Origin of the sequence: Pelagihabitans pacificus (genome assembly GCF_009371985.2) — a bacterium.
Lineage (GTDB): Bacteria > Bacteroidota > Bacteroidia > Flavobacteriales > Flavobacteriaceae > Pelagihabitans > Pelagihabitans pacificus.
The window spans coordinates 38,557-59,626 of sequence record NZ_VIKU02000003.1 but is presented as its reverse complement, the minus strand read 5'-3'; the positions used below and the strand labels follow the sequence as shown (position 1 = coordinate 59,626).

The 21,070-nt window shown below is 44.1% G+C and carries 16 protein-coding genes; 12 read left to right on the top strand and 4 right to left on the bottom strand.

From position 1 onward, the window contains the following. Positions 1-10: 10 nt before the first annotated feature. Together FK220_RS10870 and FK220_RS10865 are read left to right on the top strand one after the other, a co-directional pair. The gene (locus FK220_RS10870; protein WP_152574357.1) at positions 11-3,037 is read left to right on the top strand and encodes a WD40/YVTN/BNR-like repeat-containing protein; all 3,027 of its coding nucleotides are present in this window, start codon (positions 11-13) and stop codon (positions 3,035-3,037) included. 132 nt (positions 3,038-3,169) lie between these two features. Further along, entirely contained in the window at positions 3,170-3,583 is a 414-nt protein-coding gene (locus FK220_RS10865) for a glyoxalase (RefSeq protein ID WP_152574356.1), read from the top strand. A gap of 400 nt (positions 3,584-3,983) precedes the next feature. Here the strand turns inward: FK220_RS10865 and FK220_RS10860 are convergent, their stop codons facing one another. Continuing rightward, the gene (locus FK220_RS10860; RefSeq protein WP_152574355.1) at positions 3,984-4,664 is read right to left on the bottom strand and encodes a DUF2461 domain-containing protein; all 681 of its coding nucleotides are present in this window, start codon (positions 4,662-4,664) and stop codon (positions 3,984-3,986) included. A gap of 116 nt (positions 4,665-4,780) precedes the next feature. Between FK220_RS10860 and epsC the strand changes: the two genes are divergently transcribed. Further along, positions 4,781-5,575 (top strand): serine O-acetyltransferase EpsC, encoded by a 795-nt coding sequence (gene epsC / locus FK220_RS10855; protein WP_152574354.1) that lies wholly within the window; start codon positions 4,781-4,783, stop codon positions 5,573-5,575. Then, positions 5,565-6,449: a cysteine synthase CysM gene (cysM, locus tag FK220_RS10850; RefSeq protein WP_152574353.1), complete on the top strand. Its 885-nt coding sequence runs from the start codon at positions 5,565-5,567 to the stop codon at positions 6,447-6,449. Before epsC ends, cysM begins: the two co-directional genes overlap by 11 nt. Before the next feature lie 53 nt (positions 6,450-6,502). On the opposite strand, the gene FK220_RS10845 is transcribed toward cysM, so the two are convergent. After that, positions 6,503-7,696, bottom strand: a complete 1,194-nt coding sequence (locus FK220_RS10845; protein WP_152574352.1) for an Nramp family divalent metal transporter — start codon at positions 7,694-7,696, stop codon at positions 6,503-6,505. A gap of 255 nt (positions 7,697-7,951) precedes the next feature. On the opposite strand from FK220_RS10845, the gene FK220_RS10840 reads away from it, so the two are divergent. The 8 genes from FK220_RS10840 (at position 7,952) to FK220_RS10805 (ending at position 17,676) form a co-directional block, all read left to right on the top strand. Continuing rightward, entirely contained in the window at positions 7,952-8,395 is a 444-nt protein-coding gene (locus FK220_RS10840) for a hypothetical protein (protein WP_152574351.1), read from the top strand. Between the two features lie 15 nt (positions 8,396-8,410). Continuing rightward, positions 8,411-8,974, top strand: coding sequence for a hypothetical protein (locus FK220_RS10835; RefSeq protein WP_152574350.1), 564 nt, complete (start codon positions 8,411-8,413; stop codon positions 8,972-8,974). Positions 8,975-9,137: 163 nt separating this feature from the next. Further along, positions 9,138-10,250: a pyridoxal phosphate-dependent aminotransferase gene (locus tag FK220_RS10830; RefSeq protein ID WP_152574349.1), complete on the top strand. Its 1,113-nt coding sequence runs from the start codon at positions 9,138-9,140 to the stop codon at positions 10,248-10,250. A gap of 520 nt (positions 10,251-10,770) precedes the next feature. Further along, the gene (locus tag FK220_RS10825; RefSeq protein WP_152574348.1) at positions 10,771-11,646 is read left to right on the top strand and encodes a hypothetical protein; all 876 of its coding nucleotides are present in this window, start codon (positions 10,771-10,773) and stop codon (positions 11,644-11,646) included. A 421-nt stretch (positions 11,647-12,067) separates the two neighbouring features. Next, positions 12,068-13,303, top strand: a complete 1,236-nt coding sequence (locus FK220_RS10820; RefSeq protein ID WP_152574347.1) for a TolB-like translocation protein — start codon at positions 12,068-12,070, stop codon at positions 13,301-13,303. A 238-nt stretch (positions 13,304-13,541) separates the two neighbouring features. Next, on the top strand, positions 13,542-15,656 hold the full coding sequence (locus tag FK220_RS10815; protein ID WP_152574346.1) for a PorP/SprF family type IX secretion system membrane protein: 2,115 nt from the start codon (positions 13,542-13,544) through the stop codon (positions 15,654-15,656). 846 nt (positions 15,657-16,502) lie between these two features. Further along, entirely contained in the window at positions 16,503-17,141 is a 639-nt protein-coding gene (locus FK220_RS10810) for a response regulator transcription factor (protein WP_152574345.1), read from the top strand. A 94-nt stretch (positions 17,142-17,235) separates the two neighbouring features. Further along, positions 17,236-17,676 carry an SRPBCC family protein gene (locus FK220_RS10805; protein WP_152574344.1) on the top strand — a complete coding sequence of 147 codons (441 nt, stop codon included), beginning with the start codon at positions 17,236-17,238 and terminating at the stop codon, positions 17,674-17,676. Between the two features lie 57 nt (positions 17,677-17,733). Here FK220_RS10805 and FK220_RS10800 read toward each other — a convergent pair whose 3' ends face one another. Next, on the bottom strand, positions 17,734-19,212 hold the full coding sequence (locus FK220_RS10800; protein ID WP_152574343.1) for a TIR domain-containing protein: 1,479 nt from the start codon (positions 19,210-19,212) through the stop codon (positions 17,734-17,736). Between the two features lie 254 nt (positions 19,213-19,466). Then, positions 19,467-21,002 (bottom strand): YifB family Mg chelatase-like AAA ATPase, encoded by a 1,536-nt coding sequence (locus tag FK220_RS10795; RefSeq protein WP_152574342.1) that lies wholly within the window; start codon positions 21,000-21,002, stop codon positions 19,467-19,469. Between the last annotated feature and the right edge of the window lie 68 nt (positions 21,003-21,070).

Sequence of the window (21,070 nt, the reverse complement as noted above, 5' to 3'; positions counted from 1 at the left end):
CTACCGAGAAATGAAAAAAATACTATTTGCCACACTGGCATTGGTGTCGTTGGCTACCTATACTTCTACCGCCCAGTCGACCAACGACGGAAAACAGTTATTTGGTGATATGACCGCCCGGCACATCGGTCCGGCGCTCATGAGCGGCCGTATCAACGATATGGAAGTACATCCTACGAACAGCAGAATAATCTATGCGGGAACAGCTGGTGGCGGAGTCTGGAAATCCAATGATGCAGGAGCCACATTTACACCGATATTCGATGAGTATTGCCAATCAATCGGTGCGGTTTCCTTAGACCCAAACGATCCCGATAACACGATTTATGTAGGTACAGGGGAAACCTGGACGCGAAATAGCGTTTCGGTTGGTGACGGACTATATAAGTCGACCGACGGCGGTGCCAATTGGAATAAAATCGGATTTGACAAGTCGGAACGCATTGCGAACATCATTGTCAATCCCAAAAATTCACAGGAAATTTACGTCGGTGTATTAGGGGCCTTATGGGGCGATAGTGAGGAACGAGGTGTTTTTAAGTCGGAGGACGGAGGTGCCACCTGGACCAAATTACTATATGTTAATCCCAAAACAGGCTGTGCCGACCTAGCCATGGATCCAACAGACCCCAATGTGCTATACGCCTCTATGTGGGAATTTAGAAGAACCGGATGGTCTTTTGAATCGGGAGGAGAAAACAGCGCTCTTTATAAATCTACGGATGGTGGCAAAAGTTGGAATAAAATACACAACGGTTTTCCGGAAGGAAAATTGGGAAGGTTGGGGATAGCGATTGCTCCTTCGAATCCCAAGGTGTTATACACCGTAATTGAAGCTGAAAAAGATGAACGCAAAGGTCTTTACCGAAGCGACGATGCCGGGGAAAGCTGGTCTCAATTGAACAACGATTTCGGAATTACGGTGCGGCCTTTCTATTTTTCGAGAATCGTCGTTGATCCCAAGGACGAAAATGTAATTGTCAAAGGCGGATTAAGCGGTTCCATTTCACGCGATGGAGGAAAGACCTTCAAAAATTTGGGCAATATGCACAGTGACATTCACGACATCGTTTTCAGTATCAAGGATTCCGATATCATGTACGTGGGAACCGATGGCGGTGTCTATCGCAGCTGGGACGGAGGAACCAATATGGAAATCGTGGAAAACCTGCCGCTTTCACAATTCTACCACATCAGCGTAGACGATGCGACGCCTTATAATGTGTATGGAGGTCTGCAAGATAACGGATCTTGGTACGGGCCTTCATCAGCTCCCGGAGGCGTGCAGGCACGCGATTGGAACTCGGTCGGTTATGGAGATGGATTTCGTGTGCTAAAACATCCCACCAAAAATATCATTTACTCGGAAATGCAGGGCGCCGAAAATGTTTGGCGATACGATACCGACCGAAAGGTGTTAAAGACAATACAACCGTTGCAGACCGAAGGGGTTCCCAAACTTCGTTTTAATTGGAACGCCCCAATGGCGGTAAGCGCCCATCAACCAGACCGATTTTATATGGGAAGCCAGTTTTTGCACAAATCGGAGGATATGGGTGATACATGGGAAATAATCTCCCCTGACCTAACTACCAACGACCCGGCCAAACAGACGCAGGAAGACTCTGGCGGACTTTCAAAGGATAATTCCGGTGCCGAAAACCATACGACCGTTTTTACCATTGTGGAATCGCCGTTGGATGAAAACGTGATTTGGGTCGGTACCGACGATGGAAATGTACAGGTAACCCAAGATGGTGGAAAAACGTGGACCAATACGGTTGCGAATATTCCCGGGCTTCCGGTCAATACCTGGTGTTATCAGATTGAGGCCAGTACCTTCGATAAGGGTACCGCCTATGCCGTTTTTGATGGTCATACCCAAAACGATATGAATCCTTATGCATATAAAACGACCGACTTTGGGAAAACATGGAACAGCATAATTTCCGACGATGTGACCGGGTTTGTCCGTAGCATCCAAGAGGATTACGTAAATCAGGACCTTTTGTTCCTCGGCACGGAATTCGGACTCTATATCACGCTGGATGGCGGTGCCAACTGGAAGAAGTTTACCAACAATATGCCGTCGGTGGCCGTTCACGCGATCGAGTTGCAAAAGGCCACTGATGATTTGGTGATGGGTACCCATGGTCGTGGCGTCATTATCATCGACGATATTTCACCACTAAGGGAATTGAACGAGGAAGTGCTCGCCAAGAAAGTACATTTCTTTAAAAGCGAGCCTACGGTAATCAATGAGGAGAGTGAATTCTCAGGAAGTTTTGGAGGAGAAACCCAGTTTGTAGGCCGTAATAAGACAAAAAGCGCTCAAATAAAGTATTATTTGAACAAGCGGCATACTTTCGGAAAAATGATTATGGAGATACAGGACATGGAGGGCAATAAAATTGTCGAGTTGGGACCAGGTAAATCCAAAGGGATCAATATCGTTAACTGGAATTATACCAGAAAGCAGCCCAAAGTAGCCAAAGGAAAAACCTTTTCTTTCGGAGGTTTTACAAGTCCGCAAGTACCTGCGGGCACCTACAAAGTGGTCATGACCAAAGGAAAGGACACCTACGAACACACATTCGACTTGGTGTATGATTCCAAATCGCTCTTGAACGAGACGGACCGTAAACTCAAGAACGAAACTACCATGAAGCTCTACGATATGACAGAGAAACTGGCATATTTGGTCTATGAGCTCGATGAGATGATCGCAAAATCGGAGGAAGCAAACGATACCAAGACCGCCAAGAAACTCAATGCGTTGAAGGAAACATTGGTAATCACCACCGGTGATAACTATGTTGGTGCGGCAGAACCCCAATTGCGGGAGAAAATGGCAGACTTGTTTAGCAAATTGGCAAATAGTTATGATAAGCCCTCATCGACCGAACTTCAGAACCTGGCGGTTATTGAAAAGCGTTTTGAAACCGCCAAAAACGATTTTGAAAAGTTAAAAAAGAAGTTTAAACATTCCGATGCGCTTGCCGTAAAGAGCTTTGAAGAGTTCTTGGAAAGCAAATAATTTTTTGCAAAACACCTAAAGGCCAACGGATACAATCGTTGGCCTTTTTTTGTTCATAAGCCCGTTAAAAACTAACCCATCTACCCTATTTGGCACCTCTTTTGATTTCCTACCTTTATAAAAATATTTCAAATGAACGAGCGGTCCCAACATCTTTTAGCCATACGCCCTGTTATTCCATCGGCCAAGGTCTCTGCTGAAATGACGAGCGATGAGTATTTTCAAAACGCTACACTTCGTCCTATTATCAAGCTACAGAACCCCTTGCTCCTCGCTGTTTTTGCAAATTATATAGTAAAACACAAAAATAGATTCTATGAACTTACGCTTCAGAAGCGGTTGGAGTATATTGAAAATGCCATTCAAAAAGATATCAAATTCCGTAATGCACTAAAGGGTATAATAATAGGCCAGTTTACGGAGCAAGAGTACATCGACTACATTAAAAACTCCTCTTCATTGAACAAGCGGATGATGAACATGGTGGTAAAACGGTTACAAGATCAACTGCAGGTTTTTGAAAGACAGGTTGTAGCGCTCCCTTGATCCTATTTTCTTCTTTCCGATCACCACTCATGGATAGCTACTATGGTCTTTTCCCTGTTCTTCTTGGATTTCAGGCTCTTCAGAATAGGCACAGATTATAGGTTTCGAAATAATTTGACCATTTACACCGATTTTCATACCAACTATACATTTCAATAAAAGTATTCACCGGTTTGAATATATTTTTAGCCTGTCATAAGAACTATAACCACTATTTGAAATGGCTACCATCATCAACATTTTTCTAGCAGCGAGTCTCTGCTTTGGGGGAGGCACCATTCTTTTTATTGCATATGGAATGATTAAGGAAAACCTACGGTACTCCAAGTAAGTTGGTTTGCATTGGCATTTTTCGGAAAAAAACCTTTACCGACCAAAGTGCAATACCCTACGGTTGTTCCTAATTAAGCAGGGATTCCCCGTTCAAATTTGTCGTCAATACAGTACTCATCAAATCAAAATAGGGCCGAATCGCCTTAAAGGCTTCATTTGCACGATCGGTAAAATGTTGTGAGAGTACTTCTTTATCCGTGAAGTTCTTGACAAAAAGAAATTGTTTCTTTCTAATCAGATCGATATTGGGGTGTTCCCTGTCGAAACCCTTGGGTGCGGTTTTGACCTCGTCGCCGATTAATTCTCCCCATACATCCTTGAAGTCTTTGTTTTCGATAATTTTTCTAAGCTCCTCGGCATCAAACTCCCATTCTTTTCGAATTCGTAGTAAATCTTCCTTATTGGGGTTCCAGAATCCTGCAGCTATGAAACTGCCATTGGGTTGTAAATGCACATAATAACCGCCACGCTGGTGGGCCCCGGCGCGGGACATGGAGGCAGAGAAATTGATTTTGTAGGGGGTCTTGTCATGGGAGAAACGCACATCCCTATAAATTCTGAAAACTTTTAACTTTTCAATCTCGTCGTGAGACTTCATTTTTTCGGAAATGGTCGCGAATACCTCCTTAACGGCCGACTCCAAGGTTTTAAACTGCTTCTTATGTTCCGTAAACCATTCCCGGTTATTATTTTTTTCCAAAGTTCGTAGAAAATCGAAAACTTCCTTGGTAATGATAGCTTGTGCCATGCGACGAATATGTTGACCGAACCCCTGATAGGGTGCATATTTTAAGCTAAAGTTAACCATTTGCGCCAAAGTACTCTGGTAATAATTTCTAAATTTGAATAGTCTAGCAAGTTACTATGGATAAAACAGCGATTATCAGGAAAATACAAAAGCACAAAAAACAACCCAATCTGCGTTTTCGCCTAAAGAAGAAAGTTGAAACATTTACAGATCTTCTTTTTTACACTCTTTTTGATATAGAGACTCCTGTAGAAGAGAATATGGCCGTACTGGAAACCAAATTTGATGAACTCGTCACATTGGCCTGCTGGGAAACCGACAAACCCTGTAAAAAGGTTTGGGAAAACTATATGGCCCAATTGCCAGGGATACTCGAAAAGTTGAACCTGGATGCCGAGGCCATTGTCAGTTGTGATCCCGCATCACTCTCTATCGAGGAGGTGTATATGGCGTATCCGGGTTTTTATGCCATTGCGATTTATCGGTTGGCCCATAAACTCTATGAAAAGGGATTTCCCTTAGTACCAAGACTGATGACCGAGTACGCACATAGACAAACCGGGGTCGACATTAATCCGGGTGCGAAAATTGGAAAGTCGTTCTTCATAGACCATGCCACGGGTGTGGTTATTGGGGAAACCGCGGTCATCAAAGACCACGTGAAAGTGTACCAAGGGGTTACCCTCGGGGCCTTGTATGTGGCCAAAAATTTACAGCGGACCAAACGGCATCCTACCATTGAGAACAATGTCACTATTTATGCCAATGCCACTATATTAGGTGGCGACACCGTGATCGGTGAGAATAGCATCATTGGTGGTAACGCATGGGTAACCGCTTCAGTACCTGCCAACTCGACCGTTTTCCACACTCCCGAAATCAAAATTAAAACATTGCCGAATGCCGTATAGCCTCATTGAACTCATTGGAGATACCCCTTTGGTTGAATCCAGGGTATTGAACCAAAATCCCAATGTACGACTACTTTTTAAAATGGAGGGGCATAATCCGGGAGGAAGTGTAAAAGACAGGGCCGCACTGAATATGATCCGGAGTGGACTCGAAAGAGGCGATTTTGATAAAAATTCCAAACTTATTGAAGCCACCAGCGGCAATACCGGTATTGCCTTGGCGATGATCGCGGGAATTTACGGGCTAAACATTGAACTGGTCATGCCAGAGAATAGCACCATGGAACGGGTACAAACAATGAGGGCATACGGCGCACAAGTGACGCTTACTGCGGCAGATGAAGGTATTGAAGGTGCGAGGGATTATGCAGAACTAAAGGTGAAGGAAGAAGGCTATATAATGATGGACCAATTCGCCAACCATGATAATTGGAAAGCTCACTATAGGTCTACAGGTCCCGAAATCTGGTCTGCCACCCATCAAAAAATTACTCATTTCGTGTCTTCCATGGGCACCACAGGAACGATTATGGGCACTTCGGCCTACTTGAAAGGGCAAAATCCTGAAATACAGATTATTGGAGTACAGCCCAAGGAGGGTTCCCGAATTCCAGGAATCAGAAAATGGCCTGAGGAGTACCTGCCTAAAATATTCGATCCCAAAAAAGTAGACCAGATAATGGAGGTCAGCGAGGACGAAGCGGCCCATATGGCCAGAAGACTGGCAAAAGAGGAAGGCATTTTTTCCGGAATGAGCAGCGGAGGTGCCGCGACCGCCGCCCTTAGACTAGCCAGTACGCTAGAGAAGGGGCTCATCGTATCAATTATCTGTGACCGGGGAGACCGCTATTTATCTTCCAACTTGTTCGAATAGCACGGAGCGCCCCTCAAGGAGTCCCTTTGACCCAACAGCACAGCGTTGGGCGCTTAGAACATCCCAAAGACCTTTAAAATACTTCGGACACCCAACAGTATCGAAAGGCAGATAATCAATATCCCAAAAGCATTTTGGATAAATGAATTCCTATAGTTACCCATAACCGTCGCTTTGTTCACTACCCAAAGCAAAAAAATGGCGATGACGGGTAACAACAATCCGTTAGCGATTTGGGCAAATTTGATGATTTCGATAGGTTGTATGCCAAACGACATAAAAAAGACTCCTAGAAAGAGGATAACCATCCAAACCAGTTTAAATCGAAAATCCTTTAGCCCCGCATTCCAACCAAAACAACTGTTCACTACATAGGCAGCCGCCAAAGGTGCCGTGATAGCGGAGGTAACCCCTGCCGCAAAAAGACCAATGCCTATAAAATAGTTGGCGGCGTTCCCATAGAGGGGTTCCAGACCTCGAGCCATATCCATCACATTTCGCACCTCTCCGCCTGGAATGGCCGCAGCTGCTATAATGATCGATATCGATACCAGGCCCCCTAGCATAATAGCCACCCAAGTATCCCTGCGGACCAAGTTCAGGTCATCTTTTGATTTCCACTTCTCACTTACCAAAGAGGCATGCAGAAAAAGATTATAGGGCACCACCGTTGTACCGACCAATGCGATGATTGTCAATATACTTTCTTCCGGAGCACTAGGAACGAACAACCCTTTTAGAACCGACCCGAGATTTGGTTTTGTTATAACCGCAGTGACCAAAAAAGAAAGGCTCATAACCAAAACCAAGCCCACAAATACTTTTTCCAAAAATTTATAGTTGCCCAGATATAAAAGTACGAAGGCCATACCCCCGATGATAAAAGGATAGCTGGTCGTATACTCCGTTCCAAAAAGTGCCTCCAAACCCAAGGTAGCTCCACCGATATTACCTCCCTCATAAGCCGCATTGCCTATAACAATCGCAGCGAGAATTATACCGATAACCGTATTTCGGAGTACCGGAGAACTCAATTCGTTTTTGATGGTATCGGCCAATCCCTTTTGGGTGACCACCCCCAAACGGGCCGACATTTCCTGTAACACCAGGGTAGCGACCACCGAAAGCAACATGGCCCATAGGAGGCTATAACCAAATCCGACCCCTGCAAGCATACAGGCCGTTACGGTTCCGGGTCCGATAAAGGCAGCGGCCACCAGTACCCCGGGACCCATTTTTTTGAACATGCATTTGAATTAAGGATGTATAGTAAATATAATCGATAAACAGCATACAAAAGGACTTTTCAAAGGGTGATTTTCACAACACATTTAACACTTTTGATTGCATTTCATCTAAAAAAATGCAGTTCGTCTAAAAGTAGGGTGTCATACGTCGAAGGTTTATAATAATCCTAGAATCGTACGGTTATTATTATCCCAAATCACATGAAATAACCCCCGCCTTCGAGCTGAGCTTGGAGTGTAAAATCGACCTACTGAATGACTTGTTTAGAATGTAACAAAGAACTGAGTTATCTGGACCACAGAAATGCTATGGACTCGTTGGGTGTCGAGCTATGTGCGAAGCACCAGGAACGAATGGAACGACTTGTAGAAAAGAACAACACCCCCATGGAAGCCATTCAATTGTACTATGGCCTAAAGGAAGCGGGCGTACAAGCGATGTTGGAATGGTGGGATGGTAAAAAGTCAGTGGACATTGCCATATCACGGGTAAAGCTCAACATTGAAATCGATGTGGAATATCACATGTTGACCCATGAACAGGCGATGAACGATTTGGAGGAGGCCATGCATTCTTTTAAAAATGGTTTCACGACCATCCGCATCCCGCACATTCTAATCCGACATTACCTCAAGGAAACCGTTCATAATATCCTAGGTATTATGGAGGGTCTAAAAGCCAATATAAAGGCAATATAAACTAAATACAAAACTATGTCTGCAAAAAAGAAAGTTCTCAAATCCCCGTTAAGGGTCGCACTGGTGGTACTGTTGATCGGGGTATTGGCACGCATCGTTCAGTGGCCATTCGGTACGGAATTGGTCATTACATCCTTAAGCGGAATAGCTATTTTGTACGCCATACGTTTTTGGAAAAAAAAGCCTAAGGTCTTTCTTGATTACATCAAATTGATATTGGTCCTAACCTGTTCCACTTACGGAATCTTGACCATGTTCCATCTCCAGTATACTATTTTCTTTCAGATAGTTATGGGTGGTAGTTTTATCTTTTGGTTCATAATGGAGGGAACCGCCTATTTTATGGATGAAGACCGCAGGGCCAAAAATAGTTCCCTACAGATATGGTGGAACATCGCCATGGTGCTGGGAACGCTATGCATCATTATTGGAGGCCTGATGAAGATTTTGCAGTGGGAGTTTGCAAGTGCTTTACTGGTGCTGGGCATTGTAATGGTGGCCCTTTATATAGTGAAAGATCTCTTTAGCACTGCGAGAATCAAGAAAGAAGATTCCAGTAGCGAAGAGTTTCAATTATAATACCTTCCCATACGCTATAAACCCTAAATTAGCCAGTAATTGGATTCTGAGCGGAATCTGATATCGCATTGGGAGTTGAGGTTCGTGCTTACAATGGCATGACCAAAGAATCCTTATATCATACGTAATAATTCGTATCTTATTTCCCATAATCAATCCTATTATGAGAACTATAGATCGAAGAAATTGGCTCAAAACCATGGGACTTTCCGGTGGTTTTGCCTTATTGGGCGGACTCGACGCTTTAGCGCTAAATACTACCACGACAACCCGCATTGCCAATAGAGTGGCCAAACTCAACTCCAACGAAAATCCCTTTGGCCCATCGGACCGGGTACGGGCCGTCATTACCGAGACTTTCGATGACGCTTGTCGCTATCCGTTTCAAGCACTTTCCGGGCTGGTCCCTATAATTGCAGATAAGGAAGGCGTGACCAAAGACCATGTGGTAGTGACCGGCGGGTCTACGGAAGGTCTTAAAGCAGCAGGAATTACTTACGGACTGCACGGAAAGGAAATCATAGCGGCCGACCCTACCTTCCAAGCAATGCTCCGATACGCGGAAACTTTTGGTGCCCATGTACACCGTGTGCCGGTAGATGATAATTTCGGACATGATTTGGAAGCAATGGAACGTCGGGTGACCGGCAATACAGGTCTCATTTTCGTTTGCAATCCCAATAATCCGACCGGAACACTTCTGGATAAGGACAAACTCAAGGATTTCTGTAGCGCGGTGGACCATCGGGCAGTGGTATTTAGCGATGAGGCCTATTATGACTATATTACCGAACCAGATTATCCTTCTATGGTCGAACTGGTAAAGCAGGGTAGGAATGTAATCGTTTCCAAGACTTTCTCGAAAGTATTTGGCCTTGCCGGACTTCGCATCGGTTATTTGATAGCCAGACCTGATATTGCAGACCGTTTAAAGGCAAGTGTGATGGCAAACACCAATATTCTGGCCATCGAGGCTGCTAAGGAAGCTTTGAGAGACGACGATTTCTATAAATTCAGCCTCGCTAAGAATGTAGAGGCAAAGGAACACGTTTATCGTACGTTGAACAACTTAAGGCTACAATATATTCCTTCGCATACCAACTTTGTGTTCTTTAAAACGGGAAGACCTATTGGCAAACTCATTACCGATATGGCCAATGAGCAAGTGATCATCGGCAGACCTTTCCCTCCGTTTTTTGAATGGGCAAGAATAAGCACCGGTACACTACAGGAAATGGAACGGTTTGGCACGGCACTAAAAAAAGTACTAGGCTAAGCGATGTATACCGCTGGTCGATGAACTGCTTCTTTTACTGGTTTTACAGCTGTTTCAATGGTTTACTTTTATGGATGAAAAAGCCCTTTGAACCGATTTCAAACCACAAATCGAATATTCCTTCCTTTGCTCGGTCGATTTACAACCTTCGGTCCTTTTATGGGTTTTATAGGTAAACCTAATCTTATGAAGCAAAAAACTACCCTGAACGATTACCTGGTATATGTTTTTTGTGGCTTTTGTATAGTATGGGCAATTTATATTTTGTTTTTCTGAGTGATATTCCACCATCGGTTTTCACCAAAGAACCCCATGATACATAAAGCCCTACATCAATACGAGCTGAAAATTGGTAGGCACTTTCCTATACCTGACATTCCCGCTATTCCGAATTCACAATAAGAGACGTGATTTAGCGTTAAATTATCAACTAGACCAAAGGTTAAGAAATTCGTGAACTTTGCTAAACGCACCCTCCCCTAACCCGTAATAGCATACCGATAGGCCTACTTTAAGGATTATGAAAGCAGTTTTTCATTGCCAAGTGAAATTAAGTATACAAGGTATTGTATGGTTATTGGCTATTTTCTTAACAGGAACCGCAAACCGTTTAAATGCCAACAACGTTCCCTATTTTTTTCTTGGGACACCACTACATCAACCTACGGAATTTCAAAGTCCATCCCCCACGGCCATCAAAATTAGTTCTCCCAATAGCAATACTATATGGAATGTTTCCGACCCAGTGGAAATAGTCTGGGACACGAAGAATATCCCCGTCGATAAAACCATCAAATTCTATTTGGTCAAGGATGATATGGTCGTGCAGGAGTTGGGAATCTTTGAGAACAAAAGGTTTGCAGACGGCATACAACTAAATAAAAGTCTTCAGACGGGCAATAATTACCGGGTCATGGGGATTGAACTATTTCCAAATGACACCAAAAGTATCGCAAAGTTTGCCACTTCTTTTTTCACGATCAAAGGCCTTTCCAGAAAGCCAAGACCTGTAGAAAGCAAAGTTGTTGAAAAAAATGCCATACGGCATACGTTTGATGGGCGAGACATTTCATATGTGGAGAAATTGGAAGTTTCCAGCGAAACCATTCAAATAAACATTTGGGACCACGGTAGAAAAGATGATGACATTGTTTCAATCTACCTAAACGGGGAAGCCGTTGTCTACAAATATTTCCTTGACTACCATAAAAAAGGATTTGAAATAAAATTGGACCCTACCCGACCAAACGACTTGTTTCTGTATGCCCACAACCTTGGCAAGTATCCCCCAAACACGGTTTCAATCGAAATTGTTGATGGTGACGCGTCGGAAAATATCGTACTGAATTCCGACCTGAAGAGCTGTGAAGCGGTGTTGATCAATGTAAAGGAGTAAGATAGGATACCCCAAGGGCCTAAACTGAAATTTTATTTCAGGAAATAGGTTGATTAAGAAATGAAAAAATACTAGGTTCGCAAAAGAAACGAACAAAATCGGCTAAAAAGTACCCGTTCAGCCATCCATGTTTCCGGTACTAGTTCTCAAAACGCTGTTATCCCAATAGTTTAAGGCCATACAGCATTTTTCTCTCCTCAAAAAACATTCATTTTGACAGGTGATTTTAACAAAAAAGGGCTTCCTTTTGTGAAAAACCTATGAATTTTTATTAAGTAACGATTGCGCGCTTTTCGTGTACTTTGTCGAAGATTATTAACCCTTTATCGATAGTATGATGAAAAAAGCCACTAAAGTTCGGTTCCTTGATCAAAGTGTAAAAGGAGAGTCCCATACCTTCGATAATAAAAATCTTTCCCCTATGAAAAGTATACTAACCTACAATGTTATTTGTGCATGTGCAATAACATTATTCAGCTATTCGCTGTCTGCCCAGACAACGGCGAATTTGAACAATGACCGTTTCGTTGGCAATGACACCGACAAACAGTTAAACAATTATCTCGAACTTAAAAAGTTGGGGCTTACGAACAAAGAGATTTATCAAGATCTCGGAAATGCCAACTTTCTGGCCGCAAAGTATGAGGCCGCCTTGTTTTGGTATGATAAGTTAAAAGAGGTGAGCCAAAGTAAGACCTTGAGCGGCCGTTATCAGGACCGATACGAACATGCTTTGATGAAAAAGGGCGGCGGACAAGCTTCCCTTGATGCAAACCAAAAGGACTGGTTGGCCGATGTCAGATCCGACTATCAAGTCAAAAAGAAGACCAGTAAATTCAAGGATTTCAAGATTCAATCGAACGGTGAATTACTTACCGGAAACGCGCTATCAATGCAGCGGGCCTATGAATCGCTTGTGGGGGAAAACCCCAACACGAAAGGTGGCTACCAAGCGCCCCTTGCGATGACAGCGGATGGCAATATTGCCTATTTCAGCAAAGCGATCTACCAAAAGCCGGCCTATGGGATATTTTCCAAAAAGGAATTGGTTCATAAAATATACCGCGCTGAAAAGATCAATGGGCAATGGCAAAATGTGAAAGAGGTACCGGTATGCCCTAAATATGCCTCTGCGATGCATCCAGCTGTTTCGGAAGACGGAAGACGTCTGTTTTTCGCCTCCAACATGCCGGGAACATTCGGGGAGTTTGACATCTACGTTTCAACTATCGGAAAGGATGGCAGGGTCGGAAGAGCAAAAAATCTAGGACAAAAGGTCAACACCAAAAAGAACGACCTATATCCAAAGCTTGCCGCCGGGAATACGCTGTTCTTTGCCTCGGAAGGGCGCAAAGGGTTCGGTGGCCTCGATGTATATATGGCAGAGGTAGGCCATAAGAGTGTCGTATGGTCGGCCAACCTTGGAAGCGATATTAATAGTGAGGATGACGATTTTTCCATCTCCCTGCAAAAAGGTGGAGGTATGGGCTATGTACTATCAAACCGTGGCAGGGATAAGAACTCTGTTCACCGGGTAGCCTTCTCGTTAAAAAACAAGCGGCATACCACGCTTCAAAAGAGGGAGTACGACGTGCTGGAGGCACTAAACGACGAACAAAAAATCGACTACTCCTCTACCCTATTCGAAGATGAATAAAAGGACATCATGCAACTGCTACCACCAACCCAAATGGTCGTAGCAGCAGCAAAGAACCTTTTCCTGTGCTTTGAATAATCAATCCCAAGAAAAACGTCGAGTGATGGTACACCGTAATCTCTCGACAAATGTTAAGCGGTCCCAACAAGGAAGGCATGTATCCTTACGGGAACTGTTATGAGTGCCCTTGGTTTCTATCGGACCTTATGCGATAGCCCTAAAATTAAAATTTACTAAGATGAGCTGCAATTTCACTATCCCCAATAAAGTAGGCTTGTTACTCGTTCTTGTTCTGTTCCTTGGTAAACTAACCATGAATGCCCAAGAGCTTAATACAAACTTAGATTCAAAAAACACCTATCACAACCAATTGTTTTTTAATCGATTCTTGATAAACCCGACATTTTCCCTAGTACGGGAAAACAAGTCTTATATCAACATTTTACATCGAAACCAGTATGCCGCTTTTGAAGATAACAGCCAGAACTATTTTCTGGGTTTTAGCAATAAGATAAACGACCATACCGCCCTTGGTGTCAGCGTTTACAGTCAGTGGTCGGGAGTAGTACAAGAGTTTGGATTCAATGCCAACTATGCCAAGTCGATTCAATTGGGTGCCAAAAGCAAATTGGCCTTTGGTACGAATATCACCTATTTCAACGAAGGCTTGGACAAAAATCGTGTGGTAGCGACCGAGGAAGATTTAAAAATTTCGGAATCACGTAAAGAAAGTAAGCTGGCCATTCAACCAGGGATCACCCTGTCCATCGGAAAATTCGATTTCGGTTTATACGCCGAGGATATGTTTCAGTACAATCAGACGACCAATGACTTTTTAACAGGTCTCAATGTGCAAAATATGAAAGCTACCCTCCAATACAATCACCCTTTTATGGCATCAAGAGGCTTGTTTGAAGATGCCCGATTAATGCCTCTCGTGCAGCTAGGCAAAAACCAAGATGGCAGTTTGGACTACGTGGGCTCGCTGTTGCTCGATTTGCCTAATTATGGTTGGCTTCAGACCACATATGATGAAACCTACGGGCTGTCAATGGGCTTAGGGTTTAATCTAAGTAAAAAAATGTCATTAGGGTATTTGTTGGAAAAAGACATTGCCCAGGAGGATGCCAATCTCGGCTGGAACCATGAAGTATCCCTAGCATATACTTTCAAGGACAACAACAGCCCGGGCGCCTATGCATCTACCTCGGAAGATGCGAAGGTAAATCAAATCATCCGAAACTACGAAGAGCAGATTTTACAGCTAATGGCAGATAAAAAAGAACTGGTCGCAAACCTTGAAAACGGAAAAATTCCTGAAAGTAAACTAGAGAGGCCCATCAAACGTTCCACCAAAAAACGTTCGGAACGAAAAGGGGCAAAAAGGGAGGTCCAAGAGGCGGATACCTATTCCTTGGCCTACGAAAATAGACTGATACTGGATGAATTGATATTAAGACAGGATTCTATAGAACAGGCCCGTGCCGCAGCTTTCGAAAAGCGATTCGAGACCATGTTCACCCTTTTGCGAAACGATCTCAAACAAAATATGGGTATCCAACCGCAAAATAGTATGGGAACCCAAAGAAATATCGCGATTGCACAAACGGAACAGACACCAGCCAGCAAAAAAGCGTCTCGTAAAAGAACCGACATCGCGGCAGCTGAGCCGGTTAAAAAGATAGGAGTACTTACTGATATCCAAAAAGCGCGCGCAGATGAGGAAATCCAAAAGATTACACGTACAAACGAAGCACTTGGAGCTAGGCTTCCGAAAGTGGAAACAACGAGCCAGGCACCTGTCACTGTTAAAAGCACAGGGGTGCTGACAGCCATCCAAAAAGCACGGGTTGAACAGGAAATTCAAAGAGTAACACGCACCAACCAAGTGTTAGGAGCCACACTGCCTAAAGTAGAAACCGACGGTAAGGGGGAAAATGAAGCAACAAAAAAGCCAATGGTTAAAGTACCAACAACAGCAACCACGGAGATAGCTAACATTGATGGCTTGAATACTATTGAACATCCGGACTATAAAGACCTACCTATCAAGATGATGGATCAGGCAGCCCTAATGGGCGTGCAGTCCGGTTATTATGTAATCGTAAATGTTTATAGTAATAAAAAGTATTTAACCCTATTTATGAACGATCTCAAGAAGCAGGGGTTGGATGCCAGGCAATTCTATAACAAGGAAAATGGATTGTACTACGTATATCTGGCGGACTTCAACTATAAGGAAGAGGCAAAGGATGCCTATGTATCCAATCTGGACGGCAAATACCAGGATGAAAAATGGATTATGGAAGTTGCCGATAACTCGGCCATCGTAGACAATATGTATCTCGATTAAAAGCCAAAGGACTTCTATTGCAAGAAAATCATTTCTTACACATAGAAGATAATAGGAGAACCTTGAAGCAAAAAAATTAGAATATCGACAGCTTAATTTTGGGTTAGTGGGTCCCGGTTTACTTGGAGCCGGGAAAAAATAGCGGGGACATGCCCCCGCTATTTTCTATTTGAAAGAACCTTTCCGCGCTGTCGGGAAGGTTTTTTTATGTTTTTGTTTTCAGGTGGATACTTAAAACCCATGAATAGCCCTTCTCCAAACCTCGATGAAGAACACAAAAATTTAACAATTGACTGCAGTTGAACGAAAATACCACAACAAAATGTAGGCTACTTTAAAATTTTTCTATGTTTGAAATCACTAACAGCATGTAACCAAATTGTGAAACCCCAAATCCCCCCACTACATGAAAACGTATACTTACTTACAACAAATCCAAGAAAACAGCACCTGCAAAAATTCCGCATCCAACCTTGGAATTTCTGCCTTCACCGAAAAGAGTTTGGTGCTTAGATGCAATCCGCATGCCTACTTTGAGCAATAGCCTTGGAAGCGCTCAGAGTAAAGAGACCCCATTAAGCGTAACATAGAATAGAAACTGTACCGACGGAATAGTCGCTGGTATCAGGAACCCAAGAATTCCTAGTGCTAGGGCCCAACCCATGTCTTTTCGGTAGCGGAACACCTCCCACGATTGCGTATGGCAATCGGGTAATTCTTCCTGCGTCTTAGTGTTAACAAGTTGTTACCCAAGCAATCTTGTATCGCCCAAAGTTCACCAAACCCACTATCGCATGTTCCGGCCTGCCAACGGCAGCTTACGGTCATGCGGCAAAACCAAGTAGCATGATTACGAATACCCTAAGGATTATAGTCATCGATAATGATCGATCATTGCACCAAGCTTACCGAACCTATTTTGATATGTATTTGGAATATGTATTGACCGGCATCTACGTATCGATAAAGGAGGCTTTAACCGATTTCGAGAAAGTAGCCCCCGATATCATTTTTTCGGAAGTCGCACTACAGGACGAATGCGGTATTGAAGGCATCGAGCATTTGAGAAACAAAGACCCGCATGTGAAAATCATTATGCTGAGTGCCCAAAACGATTTTGAGCTTGTCAAGACCGCTTTTAAAAAGAGTGCCAATGGCTATTTGACCAAACCAGTGGATGAGCGGACCCTTTACAATGCGCTGGACTCTATCAAATGCGAGGGCGCCACCATTAGCAATGACATCGCCAAGAAGGTTATCTCGATGTTCCAGCGAAAATCGTATGACTTTCTTTCCGAGAGGGAAAATCAGGTGATTGAATACCTGTCACAAGGCGCCACTTATAAAACCATTGCGGAAAAGCTTTTTGTAACGGCCAGTGCGGTCAATTTTCATATACAAAATATTTATTTGAAGCTCGATGTAAACTCGAAATCCGAAGCATTGAACAAGTTGCGGGAGCTGGAGTATTCCAAGGTTGGATGACTTTTAAAGGTGATTCAAAAAGCTGAAGTGGTGAATTTACCATAAGGTAACCGATACTTGGTTAGAAGTATCGAAATTTGGTAAAAATTGAACCATGTCAAAAAACCTTCAACAGACCAAGCACCACTTCAGTTATACGATCGAAATAGATAGCTCCCTGGAAAAAACATGGGAGTATCTCACCGATGTCACAAAATGGACGAACTGGGATACCGAGCTGAAATCCGCTAAACTGTTAGGTGATTTTGAGCTCGGCACAAAAGGAAAACTGACTCCAAAAAAAGGGCCGGAACTCGACTTTTTCATCTCAGAATTGGTGCCCTTTCAATCCTACGCATTTAACACCGAGATGCCGCTTGGCCATCTGGTCATTCGCCGGACCCTGGAATCGAAGGAACTAATGACCTATTTCACCGACGACATTCGGTTTACCGGGCCTTTAAAAAGACTATATGGCCTTCTTTTGGGTGGTGGATTTAAAAAAGTACTCCCTAAAGTAATGGGGAATTTTAAGCGATTGGTCGAGAAAGTGTAATCTATGTACGGTAATCCACACCAAAAATGCCAAAAGCACAACCTTACGGAATTATGGCTAAAAATCCTTTATGGCCCGAACCAAAAATTTCCGATGTTCCACCTCCTTGTTGTAATGATAGGATGTATTACCGTCGCGAAACCGTAATAGCCGGGCTTGATAGGTTTCGTAGGGAGTGGCGCTCCAATACAGCGCATCGGCAAACTGACCGCTGTTGTCGGCACCTTGACCAATCGTCCGGTACATCAATCGCAATTCATCAAAAGTAGGTAGCCGCCACCCCTGACCCAATTGCTCATGGATATTCATGGCATTCTTCCAAGGCATAGGTCCCGCATCATTTAAATGGGCTATTTTGCCGGTAGCCGAGGCCTCATCAAATGAAAAAACAATACCTCCCCCATAGGTATCCCCTATGGCCAATTTCAAAATAGGTGCTTTCTCTTCCGGTAAATCGATTTTGGGTTTTCTGTCGTTGGGTACGGCCAAACTGTCGTTTACGGGCAATGGACTTGATTTTAATTCCGGACCTGTATTGAACAGTGAAAAAAAGAATAGTGCCGTCAACGCGACCAATGCTATAAATAATACTGCGAAAACTCCTTTTTTTATGTTCGTTTTCTTCCGGGATTTTTTAATTTTTGCTGTATTCCCATCAGCAAATGGTGCATGAATTGCCTCCTTATCGCTGTGACGATATTCTTGCTTTACTCCTTTTTTAGTTGCACTTTCATGGCTTTGTCTTGCCTCTTCGGCCTTTCGCTTCGCCTCTGCCTCATCCCTTAGTCGATTCTCTTTCTCGATCTTTTCCAAATTCTCCGCTTCTATACGACGCCTCTTTTCCTCCTCGTTCTTTCTTTTGGATTCCGCTTCTTCCTTCAATCGTTTCCGCTCCTTGGCCCTTCTCGCGGTCTCAACCTCCTCCTGTGATCTTTGCTCCTCGCCTGCGATGCGCTTGGCTTCGGCTTCTTCTTCAGAAAATGGGATCGCCAACCGATCCGCCGTGAAATCATCCTCGATATGCTCTTTCTGGTCTTGGTTGGATGGCTCGGGGTCCGCTACCCCACTAAATGAAAGTATGGTCCGTTCTAAATGGGATGCGATATTCACATAGGCTTCCTCCTCGGAACCCCAACTCTTGATAGGTTTCCTTTCCTCTGGTAAAACCTGTAATTCGTTAAAATTAAAATCGTAGTCATCCGATTTAAAATCGGTATTCCAGGGACACTCCTCGAGAAGCACGGGGATTACCGTTGCGGACCCCTCCTTATACCGATCGATGATCGCTTTGAATTCGTTTTGATTAATGAATTCCGAATACATAAAGGCGTTGCTCAACAAGAAAAGAAATACCTCGGCTTTCTGTATGCGGGAGGGTATTCGGGGCGCCCATGCTTGTTCGGGATAAATGGGATCCTCTTGCCAAATGGTCAGGTCAACTTTGCCTCCCAAAGGCTTTAAACGATGTATTAGTCGGCCTACGGCATCTTTGTCTTTCCAAGCATAAATGGCAAAAACAGTTACAGAGCGGCGCATTTCGATACATATTTAGTCGTAGTTGTTCACTCCAGAAAATTTGTAGTAGCCGGTGGACGGTCACTTTTTCACCTCTAAAATAAGGAATAATGGGATTTAAGCAGCTATGAAGTTGTTTTATTTTGGGCTTATTCCCGAATACTTTACTTACAAAATAGGGTTGACATGCACGCTCCTAATCGTCGTCAAGGATAAATTTTGTATTTCCACCTCTCAAACTTCGATTTTCTATTGTCGTTCTTCCTACTTCCCTTCTACCCCAACCATCCCTCTCTGTCTAACGACCGATACTGAATGGCCTCCCCAATGTGATTCCCGTGTACGGCTTCCGAACGTTCGAGGTCGGCAATAGTCCGTGCCACTTTGAGGATGCGGTCGTAGGCGCGGGCCGAAAGGTTCAGGCGTTCCATGGCATTTTTAAGCATAGTCTTGGATGCCTTGTCCAATTGGCAGAACTCCCGGATCTGCTTCGTATTCATTTGAGCGTTATAGTGTACATTCTCCAAGCCCTCAAAACGTCGTGATTGGATTTCCCGGGCGCTGGTTACTCTTTTCCGAATTTCAACACTCCCCTCCCCTTTTCGGTCTTCCGATAATTTTTCAAAAGGTACGGGCGTTACTTCGATGTGAATGTCGATACGGTCTAAAAGTGGTCCCGAAATCTTGCTCAAATAGCGCTGCATCTCGGCCGGAGAAGAGGTTACGGGGGCATCGGGGTCGTTGAAATACCCGCCGGGACTGGGATTCATACTGGCGACCAACATAAAACTGCTGGGGTAGGTTACCGTGAACCTCGCCCTCGAAATAGTGACCTCCCGGTCTTCCAAGGGTTGGCGCATGACTTCCAGTACCCCTCTTTTGAATTCTGGTAACTCGTCCAAAAACAAAACCCCGTTATGCGACAGGGAAATCTCGCCCGGTTGCGGGTAAGCACCTCCCCCGACCAGTGCCACATCACTAATGGTATGGTGAGGGCTCCGAAACGGACGTTGGCTCATTAAACCCATATTCTTGATTTTACCTACCACGCTATGTATTTTGGTGGTCTCCAAGGCCTCGCTCATCGTCATGGGCGGCAAGATAGAGGGCAATCGTTTGGCCAGCATGGTCTTTCCGGCCCCGGGCGGACCAATTAAAATAATATTATGCCCGCCTGCCGCCGCAATTTCCATACAGCGTTTGATGCTTTCCTGCCCCTTGACATCGGAAAAATCGAACTCCGGAAAGTCCAAATTTTTGTAGAATTCCTCTTGAATGTCGACCACAGTGCGTTCGAGAGGCTCGTTCTTGTCGAAATAAGCAATCACCTCGGCAATATTGTCGACGCCGTACACTTCGAGTCCGTCTACGATGGCCGCTTCCTTCGCATTATCATTGGGAAGTATAAAACCTTTGAAACCCTCTTCCTTTGCCTTAATCGCAATTGGGAGGGCCCCTTTTATGGGTTGAAGGCTTCCATCCAACGAAAGCTCGCCCATGATGATGAATTGTTCGAGGTGTTCGGCCCTAATTTGATCCGAGGCTGTTAAAATGCCCATCGCCAGGGTAAGATCATAGGCGGAACCTTCCTTGCGTAAATCGGCCGGGGCTAAGTTTAGGGTGATTTTCTTTCCGGGAATCTTATACCCATTATTCTTTAAGGCAGCCGCGATGCGGTAATTACTTTCCTTGATGGCATTGTCCGGAAGGCCTACTAGATGGTACCCTACCCCGATATCTACATTCACTTCAACGGTAATGGTGGTTGCTTCGACACCGAATACCGCACTTCCAAAAACTTTTGTAAGCATGGCTGGTATTTACCACTAAATGTAGTCCTTTTTACTCCTATAGGAAAAATAATTCGACGTATTTTATT

What these genes read in the sequence shown, in the direction of transcription:
- FK220_RS10795 (WP_152574342.1), bottom strand. Translation starts at nt 21,002, where the DNA reads ATGCTTACAAAAGTTTTTGGAAGTGCGGTATTCGGTGTCGAAGCAACC.
- FK220_RS10840 (WP_152574351.1), top strand. Translation starts at nt 7,952, where the DNA reads ATGACTTGTTTAGAATGTAACAAAGAACTGAGTTATCTGGACCACAGA.
- FK220_RS10800 (WP_152574343.1), bottom strand. Translation starts at nt 19,212, where the DNA reads ATGCGCCGCTCTGTAACTGTTTTTGCCATTTATGCTTGGAAAGACAAA.
- FK220_RS10815 (WP_152574346.1), top strand. Translation starts at nt 13,542, where the DNA reads ATGAGCTGCAATTTCACTATCCCCAATAAAGTAGGCTTGTTACTCGTT.
- cysM (WP_152574353.1), top strand. Translation starts at nt 5,565, where the DNA reads ATGCCGTATAGCCTCATTGAACTCATTGGAGATACCCCTTTGGTTGAA.
- FK220_RS10860 (WP_152574355.1), bottom strand. Translation starts at nt 4,664, where the DNA reads ATGGCACAAGCTATCATTACCAAGGAAGTTTTCGATTTTCTACGAACT.
- FK220_RS10845 (WP_152574352.1), bottom strand. Translation starts at nt 7,696, where the DNA reads ATGTTCAAAAAAATGGGTCCCGGGGTACTGGTGGCCGCTGCCTTTATC.
- epsC (WP_152574354.1), top strand. Translation starts at nt 4,781, where the DNA reads ATGGATAAAACAGCGATTATCAGGAAAATACAAAAGCACAAAAAACAA.
- FK220_RS10810 (WP_152574345.1), top strand. Translation starts at nt 16,503, where the DNA reads ATGATTACGAATACCCTAAGGATTATAGTCATCGATAATGATCGATCA.
- FK220_RS10835 (WP_152574350.1), top strand. Translation starts at nt 8,411, where the DNA reads ATGTCTGCAAAAAAGAAAGTTCTCAAATCCCCGTTAAGGGTCGCACTG.
- FK220_RS10830 (WP_152574349.1), top strand. Translation starts at nt 9,138, where the DNA reads ATGAGAACTATAGATCGAAGAAATTGGCTCAAAACCATGGGACTTTCC.
- FK220_RS10870 (WP_152574357.1), top strand. Translation starts at nt 11, where the DNA reads ATGAAAAAAATACTATTTGCCACACTGGCATTGGTGTCGTTGGCTACC.
- FK220_RS10820 (WP_152574347.1), top strand. Translation starts at nt 12,068, where the DNA reads ATGAAAAGTATACTAACCTACAATGTTATTTGTGCATGTGCAATAACA.
- FK220_RS10825 (WP_152574348.1), top strand. Translation starts at nt 10,771, where the DNA reads ATGAAAGCAGTTTTTCATTGCCAAGTGAAATTAAGTATACAAGGTATT.
- FK220_RS10805 (WP_152574344.1), top strand. Translation starts at nt 17,236, where the DNA reads ATGTCAAAAAACCTTCAACAGACCAAGCACCACTTCAGTTATACGATC.
- FK220_RS10865 (WP_152574356.1), top strand. Translation starts at nt 3,170, where the DNA reads ATGAACGAGCGGTCCCAACATCTTTTAGCCATACGCCCTGTTATTCCA.